Origin of the sequence: Arcobacter aquimarinus (assembly GCF_013177635.1) — a bacterium.
GTDB classification, from domain to species: Bacteria; Campylobacterota; Campylobacteria; order Campylobacterales; family Arcobacteraceae; genus Aliarcobacter; species Aliarcobacter aquimarinus.
In genome coordinates, this window is record NZ_CP030944.1 from 302,637 (window position 1) to 320,839 (window position 18,203).

Sequence of the window (18,203 nt, forward strand, 5' to 3'; positions counted from 1 at the left end):
ATATAGTTTTTAGTTAGTTTCTTGGTTAACGATTTTTTTAGCTGCAATCCATGGCATCATAGATCTTAAGTTTGCTCCAGTTTGCTCAATTAAAGAAGCTTTAGAGTTCTTTCTTTCAGCATTCATTCTTGGGTATCCAGCTTGACCTTCTAAGATGAAATCTTTTGCAAATCTACCATCTTGAATCTCTTTTAAAAGTTCTCTCATTGCTTGTTTAGACTCATCATTGATAACTCTTTTACCAGCAATATAATCACCATATTCAGCAGTATTTGAAATAGAGTATCTCATATCTGCAATACCACCTTCATACATTAAGTCAACGATTAATTTTAACTCATGTAAACATTCAAAGTATGCCATCATTGGATCATAACCAGCTTCAGTTAAAGTTTCAAATCCAGCTTGAACTAATGCAGTTGCTCCTCCACATAATACAGCTTGCTCACCAAAAAGGTCAGTTTCTGTTTCATCTTTGAAAGTAGTTTCAATAATTCCAGTTCTTCCTCCACCAATAGCTGAAGCATAAGATAATGCTAACTCTTTAGTGTTTCCTGTTGCATCTTGGTGAATTGCAATTAAATCAGGAATTCCTCCACCTTTTGTAAACTCTGATCTTACAGTGTGACCAGGAGCTTTTGGAGCAACCATCATAACATTGATATTTTTCTTAGGAGTGATTCTTCCATAATGAATGTTGAATCCATGTCCAAATGCAACAGTAGCACCATCTTTTAAGTTTGGAGCGATTTCATTTTTATAGATATCAGCTTGATTTTCATCTGGTAATAAAATCATAATTACATCACATTCAGCAGTAGCTTCAGCTACAGTTAAAACTTTGAAACCTTTAGCTTCAGCTTTAGCCCATGAAGAACCATCTTTTCTTAATCCAACAATAACTTCAACACCTGAATCTCTTAAATTTTCAGCGTGTGCGTGTCCTTGAGAACCAAATCCAATCATTGCAACTTTTTTAGATTTGATTAACTCGATATTACAATCTTTATCGTAGTAAACATTTAATGCCATTACTTATTCCTCTAATAAAATTTTGGCTGATTATACTAAAACGTAACTAAATATTAGGTAATTGAATAGATTTATCATTATTTAGATAGGATTATTCTATATTTTTCAAAGGATTAATTTTGCTAAAAGAGCTTTTTAAAAAAATTCAAACAAATAATAATAACTATACAGATGAAGAGTTAGGGGCTATAAAAAGATTTTTAAAAGATGAAATAATTATCATAAACAATGATAATTATGAGTTAAATTCAAAATATAAAGTTGCTACAGTAAAAATTGGAAAAAATTTAGTAATTCTTGAAGATTTAGTAAGTGAATTAAAAAATATAAAAATTGAGTTTGAAGATTTAAATGGAGCATATGATGGAGATTTGGTTTTAGCAAAAAGAGTATTTAATCCAAGAAGTAAAACAAAAGCAAAAATTATAAAAATTTTAGATGGCAAAAAAGCAGAGATTTTAGTTTATATAAAAGATAAAGCATTTTTTACAGTAAAAGAAAATATTAAAATAGAGAATAAAAATGCTCTAAAATATGAAGATGGTGATGTTTTAATTATAGATAACAAATCTTTTGAGTTAATAAAAAATGTTGGAAATATAAAAGATTCAAAAATAGATGAATTTATCTCTTTGTATTTATATGAAGAAACTTATAGATTAGAAAAGCATTTAGATATTGTTGCAAATATGGATGACAAAAAACAAAGAGTAGATTTAAGAGAGCTTCCATTTTGTACGATTGACCCAAATAGTGCAAAAGACCATGACGATGCAATTTATTTTGATAAAAAAGAAAATGTTTTATATGTAGCTATTGCAGATGTTTCATATTTTGTAAAAGAGGGTAGTCCGCTAGACTTATTGGCTTTTAAGAAATCAACTTCAATTTATTTACCTACAAAAGTTTTACCTATGCTTCCTCCAATTTTAAGTGAAGAGATGTGTTCACTAAAAGAAGGAGTAGATAGATATTCTTATGTTTTTAAAATGTATTTGGATTTGGAAAATTTTAATGTGAAAAAAGCTGAATTATTTGAAGCAATTATAAATTCTCATAAAAATTTCTCTTATGGAAGAATTGATAGAGTGATAGATGGACATTTAGACCAATATTCAAAACTTGAAAAAGAGATATTTGATTATCTAATTCCATTATATGAAATCACTAAGAAGTTTAGAAAAAATAGACTTATTAAAGGTTATGATTTTAGAACAAGTGAAAATAGATTAAAACTGAAAAATGGAAAACTTGAATCAATAGAAGTAGAAACATCTACAGCTTCTCATCAATTAGTTGAAGAGTGTATGCTTTTAGCAAATATTGAAGCCAGTAAAAAAGTAAATAAAATTGGAATTTATAGAATTCATGAAGAACCACCTTTTAAAGCTATCTCAAAACTTGTTGACGATGTGAATATTTTAGGAGTTAATGTTAAACTTCAAAGTGATGTGCACGATACAATTACTCATATTCAGCAAAAAGCAAAAATATCTATGATGGGTTCTGAAATTGATGAATTAATAATTCAAGCTCAAACACAAGCAAAATATTCTTCAAAGAATTTAGGACATTTTGGTTTAGGTTTCTCTTCTTATTCTCATTTTACTTCTCCTATTAGGAGATATTCAGATTTAGTGTTACATAGAATTTTAAAAACAAAACAAACACCAAATAATATAGATGATATTTGTGAACATATTTCTTTAAATGAAAGAAAAGTTGATCAACTTGTTTGGGATTTTGAAGATAGAGTTTATGCAAGATGGGCAGCATCACACATAGAAGAAGAGATAAAAGTTAAAGTTGTAGATACTCAAAAAGCTAAGGCTGTGTGTTATGAAAAAATTGTGGGAATGAAAGTAGTTTTAGAAAATTATAAAGGACAGAAATTATTTTCAAAAATGAAAGTGAAAATAAAATCTGCCAATATTATAACAAAAGTTATAATCGCTACTATAATTTAGCACACTCTTTAATTGAGGCAAATAGTGGATCAACTTTTTCTACAGTTATATATTGTCCTACTAATTTGTCTTTTTCATTAATGAAAATTGGCGAAACAAGATTGATGATTGAGTTTTCAACAGGTTCTTGAGAAACAACACAAAAATAAATATCAAAATCATCTTTTGAGTTGATGTTCATTTTCTTTAATACCTCTTGGTCTATTTGGAAATCAAATTTAACTTTATTTAAATAGTTAATATTAACAACTGCAATTTTAGTCTTTTCATCAAAAACTAAGAATGATGCAAAATCATCAATTTTCTCAACTTTTAAACTCTTAAAATCTTCAAATCCTGCTATAGGAAGAACTACGTTATACATACCAAAACCCCTTTCAAATAAAAAAATTGTATTAAAAGTAAACTTAGGATATTATTTTATTATGTATAAAAATGAATTTGATAATTATTTAAAACAAAATAAAAGATTTAAATCCTATCTGTTTTACGGACAATCTACTTTTTTAATTGAACAATATTCATTGGCAATTGCCCAAATGTTTGGAAATTCAGATGAAATTGAAAAGATGTATTTTGAAGAGTATGATTTTAAATATGCAAAAGATAAATTGTTACAATCATCACTATTCTCTTCAAATAATATATTGTTGATAAAAGTTGAAAAAAAAATACCTAAAAAAGAAGTAGATAGTTTAGTAGATGCTTGTAATAAGAATCCTGATAGTACGCTTATTTTTGCTTGTTTGGGAGATAGTGAATTTAAAACAATGGAAAATAGTTTTTCTTTAAAGACAAATTCAGTTGCTGTTAGATTTTTTTTACCAACAGATTTAGAAGCTCTAAAATTTTTAGAATATGAAGCTAAAATGCTTCAGATTAAGTATGAAATAAGTGCTTTGAATCATCTATATTTTATGCATAAAAGTGATTTATCTTTATGTGTAAATGATTTAAGAAAATTAGCAATTTTAGATGAATTATTAACAGTAAATGTAATTGACAATAATTGTTTTGGAATAGGAAGTGTGAATTTTGAAGAATTTTTGCATGATTTAATAAGTGGAAAAGATATTAGTGATGATTTAAGTTTAATTTTAGAAGAAGGAATGAATGAGATTTTTTTACTAAATCAAGTTACTTCTTTTGTTCAGCAACTTTTTATGATAAGCTCGTATGCAAGAACTATTGGACAACCAAATCCTAAGGATATTTTAGGATTTATTCCTCCAAAAAATGTTTGGGAAAAAAAATCAAAACTTGCAATTAATATCAAGCCAGAAATATTTCAAGAGATATTAAATTATTTATTAAATATAGAATTAGAATTAAAATCATCAAAAATAGATAATCAAAGTTTATATCTTCAGTCATCTCTAAGAAAGTTTACAGTTTTATTTAGATAGAATCACAAACTTTACAAAAAAAGAAATCCTTGCTGATATTAGGAAATGTAAAGAATACCGGCACAATCTATAAGGAGAATTAATGTCAAAAATCAAACATTACGAAACAATGTTTATCTTAAAGCCTACATTAACTGAAGAAGAAACTGTAGCACAAATCGATAGCATCAGATCTATCATTGAAAAAAATGGTGGAGAAATTGCAGCATTTGAAAACGTTGGAATCAAAGAATTAGCTTATGAAATCGAGAAATGTAAAAGAGGTTACTACTATGTAATCTATTTTAAAGGTAATCCATCTGGTATTGCAGAAATCGAAAGAAATTACAGAATCAATGAAAACTTAATTAGATTTATTTTCATTAAGTATGATAGTAAAAAAGAAGTAGCTTCTTGGACTAAAATGAGTGAAGAGGCAGCTAAAAAAGCTAGCAAATAATAAAATTTAGGAACCTTATATGTATAATAAAGTAATAATGGTAGGAAATTTAACTAGAGATATTGAATTAAGATATTTACCATCAGGTTCAGCAATTGCTAAATCTGCAATAGCTACATCTTATAAGTATAAATCTGCAACAGGGGAACAAAAAGATGAAGTTTGTTTTTTAGATTTTAATATCTTTGGGAGATCTGCTGAAGTTGCTAATCAATACTTAAAAAAAGGTTCTAAAGTTCTATTAGAAGGAAGACTTGTTTTTGAGCAATGGACAGCACAAGATGGAAGTACAAGAAGTAGACACTCATTAAGAGTTGATGCTATGAAAATGTTAGATTCTAAAGGTGCTTCTGATATGACAGGTGATACCCAAAGTTATACTCCTCAGGGAGGTTATAATTCACCTGCATCTATCTCTTATGATGAACCTTCACATGATAGTTATGGTGGTATGAATAATTCTCAACCAAAACAAAAGATTGAGCAAAGAATACCTGAAATTGATATAGACGAAGACGAAATACCGTTTTAGAAAAGGAAAATCAAATGGCTGAAAGAAGAAAATACGGAAAAAAATATTGTAAATATACTGAAATGAAAGTTGATTTCATTGATTATAAAAATACAGATTTATTAAAATTATCTATGAGTGAAAGAGGTAAAATTATGCCTAGAAGACTTACAGGTAACTCTAAAAATGCACAAGAAATGGTAGAAAAAGCAATCAAAAGAGCTAGACATATGGCATTAGTTCCTTATATTGTTGATACAAAAAATATCACAGATTCTGCATACGCAAGATCATTCTATTAAGAATTAATTTTATTAATTTAAAAGGGAAGAAGTTTTACTTCTTCCCTTTTTTTATTTATATAAAAAAGAGAACTATGGAAAATTTATTAAAAAGTGCATTAAAATTGCGTTATGAATATTATAATTTATATGAAAAAAAAGAAGAAGAATGGCATAAAAAATATAAAAATAATAAGTTATATAATGTTGTAGTAAAAAGTTTTGATTATGATTTTAAAGAAATAGCACAGAAAATGCCAGAATTATTAAAGCAGTATGAGAAAAGTTTATAGCTTTTCCCAAACTGTTCCATTTATTGTATCCATCAAAGATATTTCCATAGAAGTTAATTCATCTCTAATTTTATCTGCATTTGTAAAATCTTTATTTTTTTTAGCTTCATTTCTTTGATTTATTAAATCTTCTATTTTATCTTTAGTAGATTCATCGATTCCAAATTGAAAATATGAATAAGCATCACTTCCTCCAACTCCTAAAATTTCTTCTATAAAATTTATATTTGAAATTAGCTCTTTTTTTAGATTTTTATCTTTTGGATTTACATCTAACCTATCATTTGCGATATTTATCATTTCATCAATTATAGATAAAGCCATAGAAGTATTCATATCATCATTTAAAGCGCTTAGCATATCTTCTTCGAATTTTTTATTTACAGAAGAAATTTCTATACCATAAACTCTTTTTTTGACTCTATAAAGTTTGTCAAGTCTTTTTTTAGAAGCAATTAAATCTTCTTCATTGAAATTAAAATTAGCTCTATAATGTGCAGACATTAAATAAAATCTAATAACTTCACCACTATATGATTTTAGAACATCTTTTAGGAAAAATGAATTTCCTAATGATTTAGACATTTTTTCACCATCAATATTTACAAAACCATTATGCATCCAGTATTTCGCTAGATTTTGTCCTGATGAACATCTTGTTTGCGCTGCTTCATTTTCGTGATGTGGGAAAAGTAAATCAGCACCGCCACCATGAATATCTATTTGATAAGTAGTATTTTTATAAGCCAAATGCTTTTCAATCATAGCAGAACATTCAATATGCCATCCTGGTCGACCCAATCCAAAAGGAGCTTCAAAACTAACATCATTTATTTTTGCGAATTTCCAAAGTGCAAAATCAGAAGGATTTCTTTTTTCATTATTAATTTCAACTCTAGCAATAGAGTTTTCATCACTTGACTTATGAGAAAGAGTTCCGTATGAACTATCTTTAGATGTATCAAAATATACACTATCACTAGTTTTATAAGCAATATCTTTTGAAATAAGGTTTTCAATCATATTTTTCATTACTTCTAAGTTTTCAGTGGCTTTTGGCTCAATCGTATTGTCTAGAATATTTAAGGCTTTCATATCAGCTTTATAGGCATCTATATAAGTTGTTGTAATCTCTTCTAATGATTTTGAAGTATCATGCATTTTTTTTATGATTTTGTCATCAATATCAGTAAAATTTTTAGTCATGATAACTTCATAATTATTTGCTTTTAAAACTCTATGAAGTAAATCAAAAGCTATTGCACTTCTTGCATGACCTAAATGAGAATCATCATAAACAGTAGGTCCACAAACATAGATTTTAACCTTACCTTCTATAATAGGGTTAAATTCTACTTTTTCTTTTTTTACTGAATCATATATGTGTAATTTATTCATCTTTTTTACTTAAATAGGGCTTCTAAAGAGGCTGTATCAGTAGTTTTTTCTTCAATATTTTGTGTTTCAGTTGAATTTGAATTTAAAGATGCAATTTCAACTAATTCTATATCATATTTAGTAAGCATAGAAGCAAGTCTAATATTTAGTCCAGCTTTTCCAATAGCCTTTGATTTTTGGTCACTAGGAATTGTTACTATTGCTTTTCCTTTTTCACCATTACTTGGAGCTTTTTCTATTTTAACACTATTTACCATTGCAGGTGATAGTGCTCTTGAAATAAACATTTCAGGAATTGTTGAAAATTCAACGCAATCAATATTTTCTCCATGAAGTTGTTTTGAAACTGAACCAATTCTAACACCTTTTACTCCAACAACAGCACCAATTGGGTCAATTTGTCCATCAATTGTTGAAAGGGCAATTTTAGATCTAGTTCCAGGAATTCTAGCACTTGCTTCAATAGTTACTTTTTTGTCTTTTAATTCAGGCACTTCCAAAGTCAATAAGTTTTCTAAAAATTTTGGTGAAGTTCTTGAAATATCAACTAGTAATCCATTAGCTTTATCAATACTAACACCTTTTACAACAGCTTTAAGTGTATCTCCTACTTTAAAACTTTCACCTTTTATTCTGCTTTTTCTTTGTAGGATACCTTTTACTTCACCAATTTCAATATATGTATTATCTTGTTTATCAATTCTTGTAACTACACCAGAAACTGTTTTTCCAATTTTTTCTTTATACTTACTTACAATATTTTCTTCAATAAATCTTTGCAGTCTAAATTCGAAATTACTATGCAATATTGTTGCTGCATTTCTTCCCATGTTTTCAAATTCTAAATCATAGTTCATAAAATCACCGATTTCTAAATCTGGGTCAATTTCTTTTGCTTCTTCTAAAGTAATATAATTTTCATAATTTAAAGGTTCTCCATATTTGTTGACAGCATTTGCAAGTAACCTTTCGTCATCTTCAGAAACTACTTCAATTTTTTGAAATAATTCAAGTCTTTTATTTGCTCTATCAATATTCGCATCAAAAGTTAATGTAGCATCAACCATTTTTTCTGCAGTTTTAATTAAAGCTTCTTTTAGTGCATTTTCAACATCATCAATTTTGAGACCTTTCTCATATGCGATTGAATCTAAAATATCTATTATTTTATCCATTAAATAACCTCTTGTTTGTTGACATTGAAATGATTGATTTGATTTTCAATGTAGTAATAGGTCAATAGTATATCCAATATAGCCTTTTATAGAAATTAAAGTAATTTTGAGATAGAATTTAGGACTAATAAACAAAACAAAAGGCTTAATATATGGAATTATTATTTGCAAGAAATGAGTTGAATGAAAAACCAAAAAAAGTGCAATTAGAAAAAATAAAAGAAGAATTAGCTAAGAATGCTCAGAAGATATTCTATTTTGATAGGGATAATTCTCATAAAGATATGATGGCATTGGTAGATGCTTTAGAAAAAGATGGATTTAACGTATATTTTAGAGAAATAAAATATGGTTTAGCAGAAGATGAGTATATGTATGAGGTTCATGCACTTTAACTTTTAATTGTGCATATAAAATTATGAGTCAAAATAAAAAATTATTTATACAAACTTTAGGGTGTCAAATGAATGACACTGATAGTCAACATATACAAGCTGAACTTGAAAAACACAAAGGTTATGTGGCAACTGACAAATTAGAAGATGCTGATTTGATTATTATTAATACTTGTTCAGTAAGAGAAAAGCCTGTTCAAAAACTTTTTTCAGAAATTGGACAATTTAATAAAAAGAAAAAAGATGGTGCAAAAATTGGAGTTTGTGGTTGTACAGCTTCACATTTAGGTCAAGATATTATAAAAAGAGCACCATATGTTGATTTTGTTGTTGGTGCAAGGAATATTTCAAAAATAAAAGATGTAGTTGATGTAAAAGGTTCTGTTGAAGTATCAATTGATAATGATGAATCAACTTATGAATTTTCAACGGCAAAAACAAATCAATACAGAGCAAGTGTAAATATTTCTGTTGGTTGTGATAAGAAATGTACTTATTGTATTGTTCCAAGTACTCGTGGTGAAGAGATATCTATTCCACCTGAAATGATTGTTGAACAGGTTAGAAAATCAGTTGAACAAGGTGCTGTTGAAGTTATGCTTTTAGGACAAAATGTAAATTCTTACGGAAGAAGATTTAGTGATAAAAGAGAAAAATATACTTTTACAAAACTTTTACAAGATGTTTCAAAAGTTGAAGGTTTAGAAAGAATTAGATTTACATCTCCTCACCCTTTACATATGGATGATGAATTTATTGAAGAATTTGCAAAAAACCCAAAAATTTCAAAATGTATTCATATGCCTTTACAAAGTGGTTCAACTGAAGTTTTAAAAGCTATGAAAAGAGGATATACAAAAGAATGGTTTTTAAATAGAGCTTCTAAAATGAGAGAATTAATTCCAAATTTAAGAATTACAACAGATATTATTGTAGCATTTCCTGGAGAAACTCATGAGGATTTTCTTGATACTTTAGATGTGGTAAATCAAGTGAAATTTGACCAAATTTTTAATTTTAAATATTCTCCTAGACCTGGAACAGAAGCTTTAAATTTAAAAGATAAAGAACTTCCAGATGAAATTGGAAGTGAAAGACTTATCGAATTAATAGAACTTCATAAAAGACATCTTGAAGAGACAATGCCAAGTTATATTGGAAAAACTTTAAATGTATTGGTTGAGAGTTTAAAACCAAATGGTGAAGTTTGTGGATTTACTGATAGTTATCTACAAGTATTTACAAAAGGAAGTGATGAACTTTTAGGAAAATTTGTAGATGTTAAAATCACTGAAGCAACTAGAACTTCTTTGAAGGGTGAAATTTTATAATAATGCTTAAATACTTTAAATTAAATATTCTACCTTATATTTTATATTATCTAGTTAGAGTTATTTATTTAACTAATAAAAAAGTATATCATCATCCAAAAGATGATGGTAAACCTATTATTATATGTATGTGGCATGGAGATTTATTATCTCAAATTTATAATTATTTTACTTTTAGAAAAGATGGAAATGTAAAAGCTATGATAAGCCATAATAAAGATGGAGAAATAATAGCTAAATTAGCAGCAAATTTTAGAATTGGTGCAGTTCGTGGTTCTACTTCAAAAGGTGCTGCAAAAGCTCTTATAAGTGCTATAAAAGAGCTTAAAGAAGGTAATGATTTAGCAATAACTCCTGATGGACCAAGAGGTCCTAGATATAGTGTTGCTGATGGAATTATTGCTATTGCACAAAAAACTGATTCAAAAATTGTTTGTTTTAATACTGTTCCATCAAAATATTGGCAATTTAATTCATGGGATAAATTTGTTTTACCAAAACCTTTTGGTAGAATAGACTTTTATATTAGTGAACCTTTTGATATAAAGAACTTGCAATTTGAAGAGGCAAGAGAAGTTATCAAAACTAAAATGCTAATACATGCACTACCTTAAATCAACTAAGTAGGAATCTATGTTTACTAAAGAGTCTTTATATATCAATGCTATTAAGTATGATTCTCAATTAAAACTTGAACATAAAAAGTTAAAGAATGAAGAGATAATTGAGACGAATAATTCAAGTCATTTAGTAGATGATGATATATTACCTTTAGAAATTGCTGAAAAAATAAATAAATTACAAGAAGAGATAGATCTTAGTTATATATCAACTCTTTTAATTAGTGATACTACTAAATTAGTTCCAAAAGCATTATCATCTAAATTAACTGATTGTGAGATTGCAAAATTTAATAATGAATTTGATATAGCTGTTTTAAAAACAACTCTTTTTGAAACAAAGAATTATTTTGTTAAAACGGGAATAGATTATATATATTCAGCTTTTCATATTATGAATTTACATATTGAAAAAAAAGTATGTAGAAATGAACTTTTAATTCTTTTGTATAATAATAAAGCATTTATAATGATTCTTAATAAATCAGGTATCATAGCTTTTCATGAAACAGTTGATTTACCTACTTTTGAATCAGTTAAAAAAACACATTTTTATGAAGATGATTTAGAAGGACAAAAACTTTTTGATGAAATATATTATTTAGAATTAAATGAAATAATCCACAAAATATTAGATGAATTTTATTCTAAAAAGAATGATGTATTTGTTGAAAAAGTATCTATTCTTTATGTTGTAAAACAATTGACGAATGAGAATATAGAACAATTATCAGAAGATTTAATGTTAAAAGTTGAACATCAACCAATTAATGTTGATGAAGAAATTTTTGAGTTATCAAGAGATAAACATTTAAAAAAGAGTTTTATAAAGCCTAGAAAGAAAAAGAAAAAAAGAGATTTCAAATATTTGTATTTTATATTATTAATAGCAGTCTTGGTTTTTGGTGCTTATAAAATCTATACAATGATTGATTTTGATAAGTTTTTCCCAAAAAAAGAAAATAATAAAATAGAAGTAGTAAAAGAAAAACCTTTTACAACTATTCTTCCTGATCATGTTAATATGAATGATAAAATTGAACAGAGAATAAAAGCAATATTTAATACTATTCCAAATAATATGATGATTAATGAATTATCTATAAATTCTAACTATTTAGAATTAAAAATGTTTTCAAAAAATTTAGAATCTTTGAATCAATTAAAAAGTTCTTTAGATACATTATATAAACAAAGTGAATTTAATATTATAAAATCAAATGAAGATAAAGATATAGATTTTGTAGTATTACTAAAAGATGAAATAGATTTACCTATTGAATATAAAAAATTTGATAAAGAATATATTGTTGATGAAGTTATTCCAGTAGAAAGAGTAACAGAACAATTAAAAATTTTGATGCCTGAAAACACATTGATTAAATTTGTTTCAAATAACATTAATGGGATAGTGCGATTTACTTATACAATAAATATTTTAGTAAAAGAACCAAAGGAGTTCTTTAATTTATTAGAAATTTTAAATAGTGAATTGTATTCAATAAATATTTTATATCCAGTTTCTATGGTTAATACAGCTGCAGGAATTGAAGTAGAATTTAATTTAGAGTTTAATCAGTTAGAAAATTATAAAGTTGACTAAAAACTTGTTACCAAGTTTTTAGCTCATTATAAATAGAATCTCTTTCAACAGGAATAAATCCAGAATTTTTAATTAAATCAACAAATTCAAGTTGTGCAATACCATTTGCACTAGAAGCACCTGCTGCACTTTGTATTGACTCTTTTTCAATAGTTCCATCAACATCATTTGCTCCAAATTCTTGAGCTATTAAAGCTAACTTTACAGTAGAAGTTGCCCAATAAGCTTTTATATTTGGAATATTATCAAGTAATATTCTTGCTATTGCGTATGTTTTTAGAATCTCTTGTCCTGTCAAAGGTTCTTTTACTTTTAAGTAATTATTTTCTGTTTGGAAAACTAAAGGAATAAAAGCATTAAATCCTCCTGTTAAATCCTGTAAATTTCTAAGTCTTAACATATGGTCAATTCTATGATTTCTATCTTCTACATGTCCAAAAAGCATAGTTGCATTTGATTTTCTTCCTTTTTGATGCCAAAGCTTATGGATTTCTAACCATTGCTCTGAAGTAACTTTTCCACCACAAATCTTTTTTCGTACTTTTTCATCAAAAATTTCAGCTCCACCACCTGGCATGGAATCGATACCATGTTTAATCATCATATCTATCAACTCTTCATAGGTGAGTTTATACTCTGTACTTAAAAAGTGAATTTCTGCTGCTGTTAGTGCTTTTACATGAATTGATGGAAAATTATCTTTAATTTTTTTAAAAACATCCATATACCATTGTAATCCAGTATGAGGATTATGAGCTGATACAATATGTACTTCTTTTATATTATTTTTAGATGAATTTTTAACAATTTCAAGTATCTCTTCATGACTTAGTGTATATTGATGAGGATTTTTTCTACTTGCACTATATGCACAAAATTGACAAACATCTTTACAAATATTTGTGGGATTAATATGTCTATTTATATTAAAATAAGTCTTTTTACCATGTTTTTCAACTCTAATTTTATTTGCATAAGTTGCTAGAGTAAAAAGATCTAAATCATATAATTTAATTGCGTCTTCATATTCTAGTCTTATATTTTTTTCTAATTTTTCTATAATACTCATTTTCCCCTACTTACAATCTATATCTTTTGTATAGTGTGAATTTTTTTCTTTGTGTATAAAACCTATACAAGTTTTATTTAAAGTATTGTCAAAAAACATAACTTTAAATACAGTACTTTTATATCTTGTTTGTGTATCTTCTACACTTAATTTATTAATAACTGTTAAATCTTTTATATCACTATGACCAATTGTTTGTAAAACTTCAGTTAATTTGGCTTTTTTTAAAAAACTTAATCCTGAAAAAATTGCAACAGCTAAAAGAACCATAAAAGTGATTATAAATATTGTTTTTTTAGGTAGTTTTCTAACTTCAGTTTGCATTTTTACTCTCTTTTAATTCTCTAAATGAACACTCTTCTCCATCATAGTACTCTATTGTACCATCTTCAATTTTATAATACCAACCATGAATTTGAAGTTCACCTGATTTTACTCTTTTTTCTACATAAGGAAAGGTTAAAAGATTTTCTAGTTGATGAACTATTGAAATTCTCTCTGTTGCTCTATATAATTTTTCAGGGTCACTTTTATCTTGAATAGCTAAAAGAGTATATTCTTTAGCTTTTTTCCCTAATTCTAGCCATTTTTTTACATTTATTAAATCAGGTGAATCACCTAAATCTTGATATAAACTTTTACAAGCTCCACAATGTGAATGTCCACAAACAATAATATGTTTTACATCCAAAACACAAACTGCATATTCAATTACAGCTGAACTTCCATGATAATCGTTATCTGGATTATATGGTGGAATAAAATTTCCAACATTTCTTAAAATAAACATATCTCCTGGTTTTGTGTCAAGCATTAAATCAGGGGTAACTCTACTATCACTACAACCAATAAATAAAACTTCTGGTTTTTGCCCTGTTTCTACTAATTGTTTTAAATCATCTTCATATTTTGGAAAACGAGCTTCTCTAAATTTTTTATTACCTTTTATTAAATCATTTATTAACATTTAACTCCCTTAATAAGTTACATATTTCAATTAAATCTTTTTCATTAACATCAATTTTTGCAATTAATCTAATAATTGCACTTTTAACCGTTGGTTGCCTAATGGCTCCTACTAAATATCCTTTTTCTTTTAAAATTTCTTGAATCTCTTTTACTTTTTTATTATTTCCTATTTCTATAGGTATGATTAAACTATTTGATTTTATTTTTAAAATCTCATAAATAATTTGAAGATTTTTTTCAATTTGTTTTTTTAAATTTTTTTTGTTATTTATAATATGTTGTAAAGATTCATTAGCTAAAGCTATATCAAAAAGCGAGGGAGCAGTTGAGTATATTATAGGTTTAGCTCTATTTGTTAAAAAGTCAATAATTTGTTTTGAAGCTAAAATATAAGCTCCATAAGAACCATAAGCTTTTCCTAAAGTTCCCATTTTTATATGATATTCATTAGGTTTTATTTTATAATAATCAAAAATACCTAAAAGATTTTCTCCTATTACTCCAGAACTATGTGCTTCATCAACAATTAAAAGAGATTTATATTTATCTGCAATTTGGAATATTTCAATTGGTGCTAAATCACCACCCATTGAATAAACTCCTTCAATTGCAATTATTTTTCTTCCTATTTTATCATTTTGTAAAATTTTATTTTCTAAATCTTCAAAATCATTATGTTTAAAAATTATTACTTGTTCGGGCTTTAAAAGTTTAGTTGCAAGAATTCCACTAGCATGATACTCTTCATCAATAAATAAAATATCATTTTTTCTAACAAGTGCTTCAATCATAGAAATATTCGCTAAAAAACCAGAACCAACAGTAATGGCTGATTCAAAGTTATTTACTTCACATAGTTTATCTTCAAACTCTTTATGAATGAGGGTATAACCATTTACTAACATTGAAGCACGAGGGGAATGAAAATTTTGAGTTAAAACTTTTTTATAAGCTTTTTGAAAAAGATTTTTATTTATAGAAAGACCTAAATAATCGTTTGAAGCAAGGTCTATAAGATTTTCATCAAAAATCTCTCTTGTTCGAAAACGGTTAGATTTTTTAATGGATTCAAGTTCTTTTGAGTACAAAAAATTCTCCGTAAGTATTGTGGAAGAATAGCTAATAATTACTAAGAAAAAGTTAAATTTTAAAATTTCTTCTAATTGCTAGTTTATTGCTATTTATGATAGGTATAATTTCATTCTACTAATTTTAAGTACATATTTAAAGTTGTAAAAGGGGATGTTTTTGCGACCTTCATCCCCTTTATTATAAAGTTATATTTTCAATCAACTCTATATTTTCATCTGTTATTATGATTGCATCAATACAATATTCTGTATTTAAATGTTTGATTTGAATATAGTATTCAGTACTTCTTTTTATTTTTGATAATTTTGATTTTGTTATATTATTTATTGCAGTTTCATAATCTAAAGCAGATTTTACTTCTATGAAATGATATGTTTGATTTTTTTTTGCGATGATGTCAATTTCGCCTAGTTTTTTTGCATAAAAATTAGTTTCAATTATTTTAAAATTTAAATCTTCTAAAAAAGAGATAGCTTTTTTTTCAGCAATCTCTCCTTTATCTCTACTCATATTTTTTTACTTCTATCTCACCCACCACCAACAAATTGAAGAAGTTCTATTTTATCGTCGTTTTTTGGAATGAAATTATTCCAATCATCTTTTTTTACAATATTCATATTAACAGCTGCTGCCATTACTTTGTTTTCAATTTGCAAGTTTGTTATTATATCTTGAAGTGAAAAAGAGTTATCAAATTCTTTTATTTCACCATTTATTACTAAAGTCATAATTCATACCTTTTTATATTTTTTATAAACACAGATTATACAAGCACTTAACTTATTTTCTTATATTTAAAGTTTTAAATCTGTCTCCCATTCCAGTTGGTTCTAATAAAATTTTTACTTTTTGAGTCTCTTTTAAATAAGCTTTTTCATTTACATTTGCTTTTAGAATCTCTAATAGATCTAAAATACCAAATTCTACAAGGGATTTTAATTGAGTATTAAATTTTATATCTTTGATATTATTTTCTATAAAACAATCATTTAAATAATTAAAATGAACATCATAAGTAATATCAGATTTTTTAAAGAGTTTTCCTAAATCTAAATTTTCTTCAAAAATTGGATAAACAGCATGTTTTTCATAAATTCTTGCAGAAAAATCATTTCTTGGAAATCTATCTCCATAGTCAAATGTTAAAAATTCAAAACTATCTATATTTGAACAAATTGTATTTACAAAATTTTTATATGAAAGTGCAACTTCTCCTTTTGTAATTGAGTATTTTTTGCAATGATTTATTATTTTTTCATCTATACAATCAATAAATTTTATTTCATGATTTATAATAAATGCTTGTTGTAAAACATCATTTTTATTGGTATAAACTAAATCACAAGCAAATGCATCAAATATCTCATTTGCAATAATATAAGCATTTTGAAGTTTAACTTCGTTTATATCATTAAAATGTTTTATTTTTATACTATCTCCAAAAGATTCTTTTAAATAGTTTTTTTGTTGAATCTGAAGATTTTCAAATCTTTCAACTATCGCAAAATTAAGCGTTTCAAGAAGTTGTGGTTTTAGTGTGTAGATATATTGAATAATATCAGCTAAAAGATAGCCATGATGAGCCCCAATTTCTAAAATAGTAGTATTATTTGGTAAAAATCCTTCTTCAATTGAAGATATTATTTTTTTAGCAATTGAACCACCAAAAAAAGAGGAAGTGGAAACGCTGGTGAAAAAATCACCATCTTTCCCTATTTCTTTATAGTTTGAATAATAACCATCTTTTCCATAAAGCCAGTCATTAAAATAATCACAAAATTTTATCATTTACAAACATCAATAACTGATTGTTGATTTGGATATAAATATACTTCAACTCTTCTATTTAATCCCATATTTGCTTCATTATTATTTAGTGCAACTGGTTTATCAAAAGAACAACCTCTTGAGAAAATTTGATTAGAAACACCAGAATTATAAATAATATTACCTACATTACTAGCTCTTTTTTCAGATAAATTTTGATTATAAGCGTGAGTTCCTCTATTATCTGTGTGACCTACAACTTGAACTAAAGTATTTGGATATTTTTGTAAAACAGAGTTTATTTTAGATATTTTTGTTTGAGCACTATAAGTTGGATTTGCTGAATTTGTTTCAAACATCATATCATCTCTAAACATTACTTTTACATAGTTATCTGTATTTGAAACAATTAAATCTTGATTTGGGTCTAGTGCTGCATTTGGATTATTGTTTACATTTGTATTTAAACTTTCAGCAACTTCTTGAGCTTGTTTATCCATACTATAACCAATAGCTCCACCAATAGCAGCACCTGCAACTGCTCCTATTACTTTATTTCTACTTTTACTTCCTCCACCAACATTATTTCCAAGAACAACACCTGCAATAGTTCCTAATGTTGCACCTATAATAGCATTTTGATTGTTATCAAATGTTTGGTTTCCAGTTGTTGTAGCACAACCAGTAATCATTGATGCAATAACTGCTGTTGATAAAATAGTTTTTAAATTTATAAATTTCATAATGAACCTTTTTTAATAAGTTTTAATTCTATCATATTTAACATATTAATTGTGAAAAAATAGTAGAGTCTTTATGGTTACATTAATGTAATAATTTTATGTTATAATAAAA

Annotated in this window: 22 protein-coding genes; 10 read left to right on the forward strand and 12 right to left on the reverse strand. The window is 26.4% G+C overall.

Going from position 1 to position 18,203, the window contains the following annotated elements; genetic code table 11:
- Window positions 1-9 precede the first annotated feature (9 nt).
- Window positions 10-1,032, reverse strand: coding sequence for a ketol-acid reductoisomerase (ilvC, locus tag AAQM_RS01505; protein ID WP_129094465.1), 1,023 nt, complete (start codon window positions 1,030-1,032; stop codon window positions 10-12).
- A gap of 119 nt (window positions 1,033-1,151) precedes the next feature.
- Here ilvC and AAQM_RS01510 point away from each other — a divergent pair, with 119 nt between their 5' ends.
- The gene (locus AAQM_RS01510) at window positions 1,152-2,999 is read left to right on the forward strand and encodes an RNB domain-containing ribonuclease (RefSeq protein WP_129094464.1); all 1,848 of its coding nucleotides are present in this window, start codon (window positions 1,152-1,154) and stop codon (window positions 2,997-2,999) included.
- Here AAQM_RS01510 and fliW read toward each other — a convergent pair.
- On the reverse strand, window positions 2,989-3,363 hold the full coding sequence (fliW, locus tag AAQM_RS01515) for a flagellar assembly protein FliW (protein ID WP_129094463.1): 375 nt from the start codon (window positions 3,361-3,363) through the stop codon (window positions 2,989-2,991). The genes AAQM_RS01510 and fliW overlap by 11 nt on opposite strands.
- A 61-nt stretch (window positions 3,364-3,424) precedes the next feature.
- On the opposite strand from fliW, the gene holA reads away from it, so the two are divergent.
- The 5 genes from holA (at window position 3,425) to AAQM_RS01540 (ending at window position 5,929) form a co-directional block, all read left to right on the forward strand.
- A complete protein-coding gene (gene holA, locus AAQM_RS01520) occupies window positions 3,425-4,405 on the forward strand; it encodes a DNA polymerase III subunit delta (RefSeq protein ID WP_129094462.1) in 981 nt (326 codons plus the stop codon).
- A gap of 82 nt (window positions 4,406-4,487) precedes the next feature.
- On the forward strand, window positions 4,488-4,844 hold the full coding sequence (rpsF, locus tag AAQM_RS01525) for a 30S ribosomal protein S6 (protein ID WP_129094461.1): 357 nt from the start codon (window positions 4,488-4,490) through the stop codon (window positions 4,842-4,844).
- Between the two features lie 19 nt (window positions 4,845-4,863).
- Entirely contained in the window at window positions 4,864-5,376 is a 513-nt protein-coding gene (locus AAQM_RS01530) for a single-stranded DNA-binding protein (protein WP_129094460.1), read from the forward strand.
- Window positions 5,377-5,390: 14 nt separating this feature from the next.
- Window positions 5,391-5,657, forward strand: coding sequence for a 30S ribosomal protein S18 (gene rpsR, locus AAQM_RS01535; RefSeq protein WP_014473094.1), 267 nt, complete (start codon window positions 5,391-5,393; stop codon window positions 5,655-5,657).
- Between the two features lie 74 nt (window positions 5,658-5,731).
- Window positions 5,732-5,929, forward strand: coding sequence for a hypothetical protein (locus AAQM_RS01540; protein ID WP_129094459.1), 198 nt, complete (start codon window positions 5,732-5,734; stop codon window positions 5,927-5,929).
- Here the strand turns inward: AAQM_RS01540 and cysS are convergent.
- Together cysS and nusA are read right to left on the reverse strand one after the other, a co-directional pair.
- Window positions 5,924-7,327, reverse strand: coding sequence for a cysteine--tRNA ligase (gene cysS / locus AAQM_RS01545; RefSeq protein ID WP_129094458.1), 1,404 nt, complete (start codon window positions 7,325-7,327; stop codon window positions 5,924-5,926). The two genes, AAQM_RS01540 and cysS, sit on opposite strands and share 6 nt — an antisense overlap.
- 5 nt (window positions 7,328-7,332) lie before the next feature.
- The gene (nusA, locus tag AAQM_RS01550) at window positions 7,333-8,502 is read right to left on the reverse strand and encodes a transcription termination factor NusA (RefSeq protein WP_129094457.1); all 1,170 of its coding nucleotides are present in this window, start codon (window positions 8,500-8,502) and stop codon (window positions 7,333-7,335) included.
- Window positions 8,503-8,654: 152 nt separating this feature from the next.
- Between nusA and AAQM_RS01555 the strand changes: the two genes are divergently transcribed.
- From AAQM_RS01555 to AAQM_RS01570, 4 genes are read left to right on the forward strand one after another with little or no spacing between them, the layout of a single operon-like run.
- The gene (locus tag AAQM_RS01555) at window positions 8,655-8,897 is read left to right on the forward strand and encodes an HP0268 family nuclease (RefSeq protein WP_128986950.1); all 243 of its coding nucleotides are present in this window, start codon (window positions 8,655-8,657) and stop codon (window positions 8,895-8,897) included.
- A 23-nt stretch (window positions 8,898-8,920) separates the two neighbouring features.
- Window positions 8,921-10,228 (forward strand): tRNA (N6-isopentenyl adenosine(37)-C2)-methylthiotransferase MiaB, encoded by a 1,308-nt coding sequence (gene miaB / locus AAQM_RS01560; RefSeq protein ID WP_129094456.1) that lies wholly within the window; start codon window positions 8,921-8,923, stop codon window positions 10,226-10,228.
- 2 nt (window positions 10,229-10,230) lie between these two features.
- Complete coding sequence (locus AAQM_RS01565; RefSeq protein WP_129094455.1) at window positions 10,231-10,842, forward strand: lysophospholipid acyltransferase family protein; 612 nt, start codon at window positions 10,231-10,233, stop codon at window positions 10,840-10,842.
- Between the two features lie 19 nt (window positions 10,843-10,861).
- On the forward strand, window positions 10,862-12,451 hold the full coding sequence (locus tag AAQM_RS01570) for a hypothetical protein (protein ID WP_129094454.1): 1,590 nt from the start codon (window positions 10,862-10,864) through the stop codon (window positions 12,449-12,451).
- Between the two features lie 7 nt (window positions 12,452-12,458).
- Here the strand turns inward: AAQM_RS01570 and mqnE are convergent, their stop codons facing one another.
- From mqnE to AAQM_RS01610, 8 genes are all read right to left on the reverse strand, one after another.
- The gene (gene mqnE / locus AAQM_RS01575) at window positions 12,459-13,520 is read right to left on the reverse strand and encodes an aminofutalosine synthase MqnE (RefSeq protein ID WP_129094453.1); all 1,062 of its coding nucleotides are present in this window, start codon (window positions 13,518-13,520) and stop codon (window positions 12,459-12,461) included.
- A gap of 6 nt (window positions 13,521-13,526) precedes the next feature.
- Window positions 13,527-13,844, reverse strand: a complete 318-nt coding sequence (locus tag AAQM_RS01580) for a hypothetical protein (RefSeq protein ID WP_129094452.1) — start codon at window positions 13,842-13,844, stop codon at window positions 13,527-13,529.
- On the reverse strand, window positions 13,834-14,487 hold the full coding sequence (locus tag AAQM_RS01585; protein WP_129094451.1) for a carbonic anhydrase: 654 nt from the start codon (window positions 14,485-14,487) through the stop codon (window positions 13,834-13,836). Before AAQM_RS01585 ends, AAQM_RS01580 begins: the two co-directional genes overlap by 11 nt.
- Window positions 14,474-15,577 (reverse strand): aminotransferase class I/II-fold pyridoxal phosphate-dependent enzyme, encoded by a 1,104-nt coding sequence (locus AAQM_RS01590; RefSeq protein ID WP_129094450.1) that lies wholly within the window; start codon window positions 15,575-15,577, stop codon window positions 14,474-14,476. The genes AAQM_RS01585 and AAQM_RS01590 overlap by 14 nt, the downstream gene beginning before the upstream one ends.
- A gap of 181 nt (window positions 15,578-15,758) precedes the next feature.
- Window positions 15,759-16,091, reverse strand: coding sequence for a YraN family protein (locus AAQM_RS01595; RefSeq protein WP_129094449.1), 333 nt, complete (start codon window positions 16,089-16,091; stop codon window positions 15,759-15,761).
- A gap of 17 nt (window positions 16,092-16,108) precedes the next feature.
- Complete coding sequence (gene thiS / locus AAQM_RS01600; protein ID WP_129094448.1) at window positions 16,109-16,309, reverse strand: sulfur carrier protein ThiS; 201 nt, start codon at window positions 16,307-16,309, stop codon at window positions 16,109-16,111.
- 52 nt (window positions 16,310-16,361) lie between these two features.
- A complete protein-coding gene (locus AAQM_RS01605) occupies window positions 16,362-17,369 on the reverse strand; it encodes an SAM-dependent methyltransferase (RefSeq protein WP_129094447.1) in 1,008 nt (335 codons plus the stop codon).
- Window positions 17,366-18,091, reverse strand: a complete 726-nt coding sequence (locus tag AAQM_RS01610) for an OmpA family protein (protein ID WP_129094446.1) — start codon at window positions 18,089-18,091, stop codon at window positions 17,366-17,368. Before AAQM_RS01610 ends, AAQM_RS01605 begins: the two co-directional genes overlap by 4 nt.
- Between the last annotated feature and the right edge of the window lie 112 nt (window positions 18,092-18,203).

Coding starts and splice junctions, on each gene's coding strand:
- ilvC (WP_129094465.1), bottom strand. CDS start 1,032: ATGGCATTAAATGTTTACTACGATAAAGATTGTAATATCGAGTTAATC.
- fliW (WP_129094463.1), bottom strand. CDS start 3,363: ATGTATAACGTAGTTCTTCCTATAGCAGGATTTGAAGATTTTAAGAGT.
- holA (WP_129094462.1), top strand. CDS start 3,425: ATGTATAAAAATGAATTTGATAATTATTTAAAACAAAATAAAAGATTT.
- rpsF (WP_129094461.1), top strand. CDS start 4,488: ATGTCAAAAATCAAACATTACGAAACAATGTTTATCTTAAAGCCTACA.
- AAQM_RS01530 (WP_129094460.1), top strand. CDS start 4,864: ATGTATAATAAAGTAATAATGGTAGGAAATTTAACTAGAGATATTGAA.
- rpsR (WP_014473094.1), top strand. CDS start 5,391: ATGGCTGAAAGAAGAAAATACGGAAAAAAATATTGTAAATATACTGAA.
- AAQM_RS01540 (WP_129094459.1), top strand. CDS start 5,732: ATGGAAAATTTATTAAAAAGTGCATTAAAATTGCGTTATGAATATTAT.
- cysS (WP_129094458.1), bottom strand. CDS start 7,327: ATGAATAAATTACACATATATGATTCAGTAAAAAAAGAAAAAGTAGAA.
- nusA (WP_129094457.1), bottom strand. CDS start 8,502: ATGGATAAAATAATAGATATTTTAGATTCAATCGCATATGAGAAAGGT.
- AAQM_RS01555 (WP_128986950.1), top strand. CDS start 8,655: ATGGAATTATTATTTGCAAGAAATGAGTTGAATGAAAAACCAAAAAAA.
- miaB (WP_129094456.1), top strand. CDS start 8,921: ATGAGTCAAAATAAAAAATTATTTATACAAACTTTAGGGTGTCAAATG.
- AAQM_RS01565 (WP_129094455.1), top strand. CDS start 10,231: ATGCTTAAATACTTTAAATTAAATATTCTACCTTATATTTTATATTAT.
- AAQM_RS01570 (WP_129094454.1), top strand. CDS start 10,862: ATGTTTACTAAAGAGTCTTTATATATCAATGCTATTAAGTATGATTCT.
- mqnE (WP_129094453.1), bottom strand. CDS start 13,520: ATGAGTATTATAGAAAAATTAGAAAAAAATATAAGACTAGAATATGAA.
- AAQM_RS01580 (WP_129094452.1), bottom strand. CDS start 13,844: ATGCAAACTGAAGTTAGAAAACTACCTAAAAAAACAATATTTATAATC.
- AAQM_RS01585 (WP_129094451.1), bottom strand. CDS start 14,487: ATGTTAATAAATGATTTAATAAAAGGTAATAAAAAATTTAGAGAAGCT.
- AAQM_RS01595 (WP_129094449.1), bottom strand. CDS start 16,091: ATGAGTAGAGATAAAGGAGAGATTGCTGAAAAAAAAGCTATCTCTTTT.
- thiS (WP_129094448.1), bottom strand. CDS start 16,309: ATGACTTTAGTAATAAATGGTGAAATAAAAGAATTTGATAACTCTTTT.
- AAQM_RS01605 (WP_129094447.1), bottom strand. CDS start 17,369: ATGATAAAATTTTGTGATTATTTTAATGACTGGCTTTATGGAAAAGAT.
- AAQM_RS01610 (WP_129094446.1), bottom strand. CDS start 18,091: ATGAAATTTATAAATTTAAAAACTATTTTATCAACAGCAGTTATTGCA.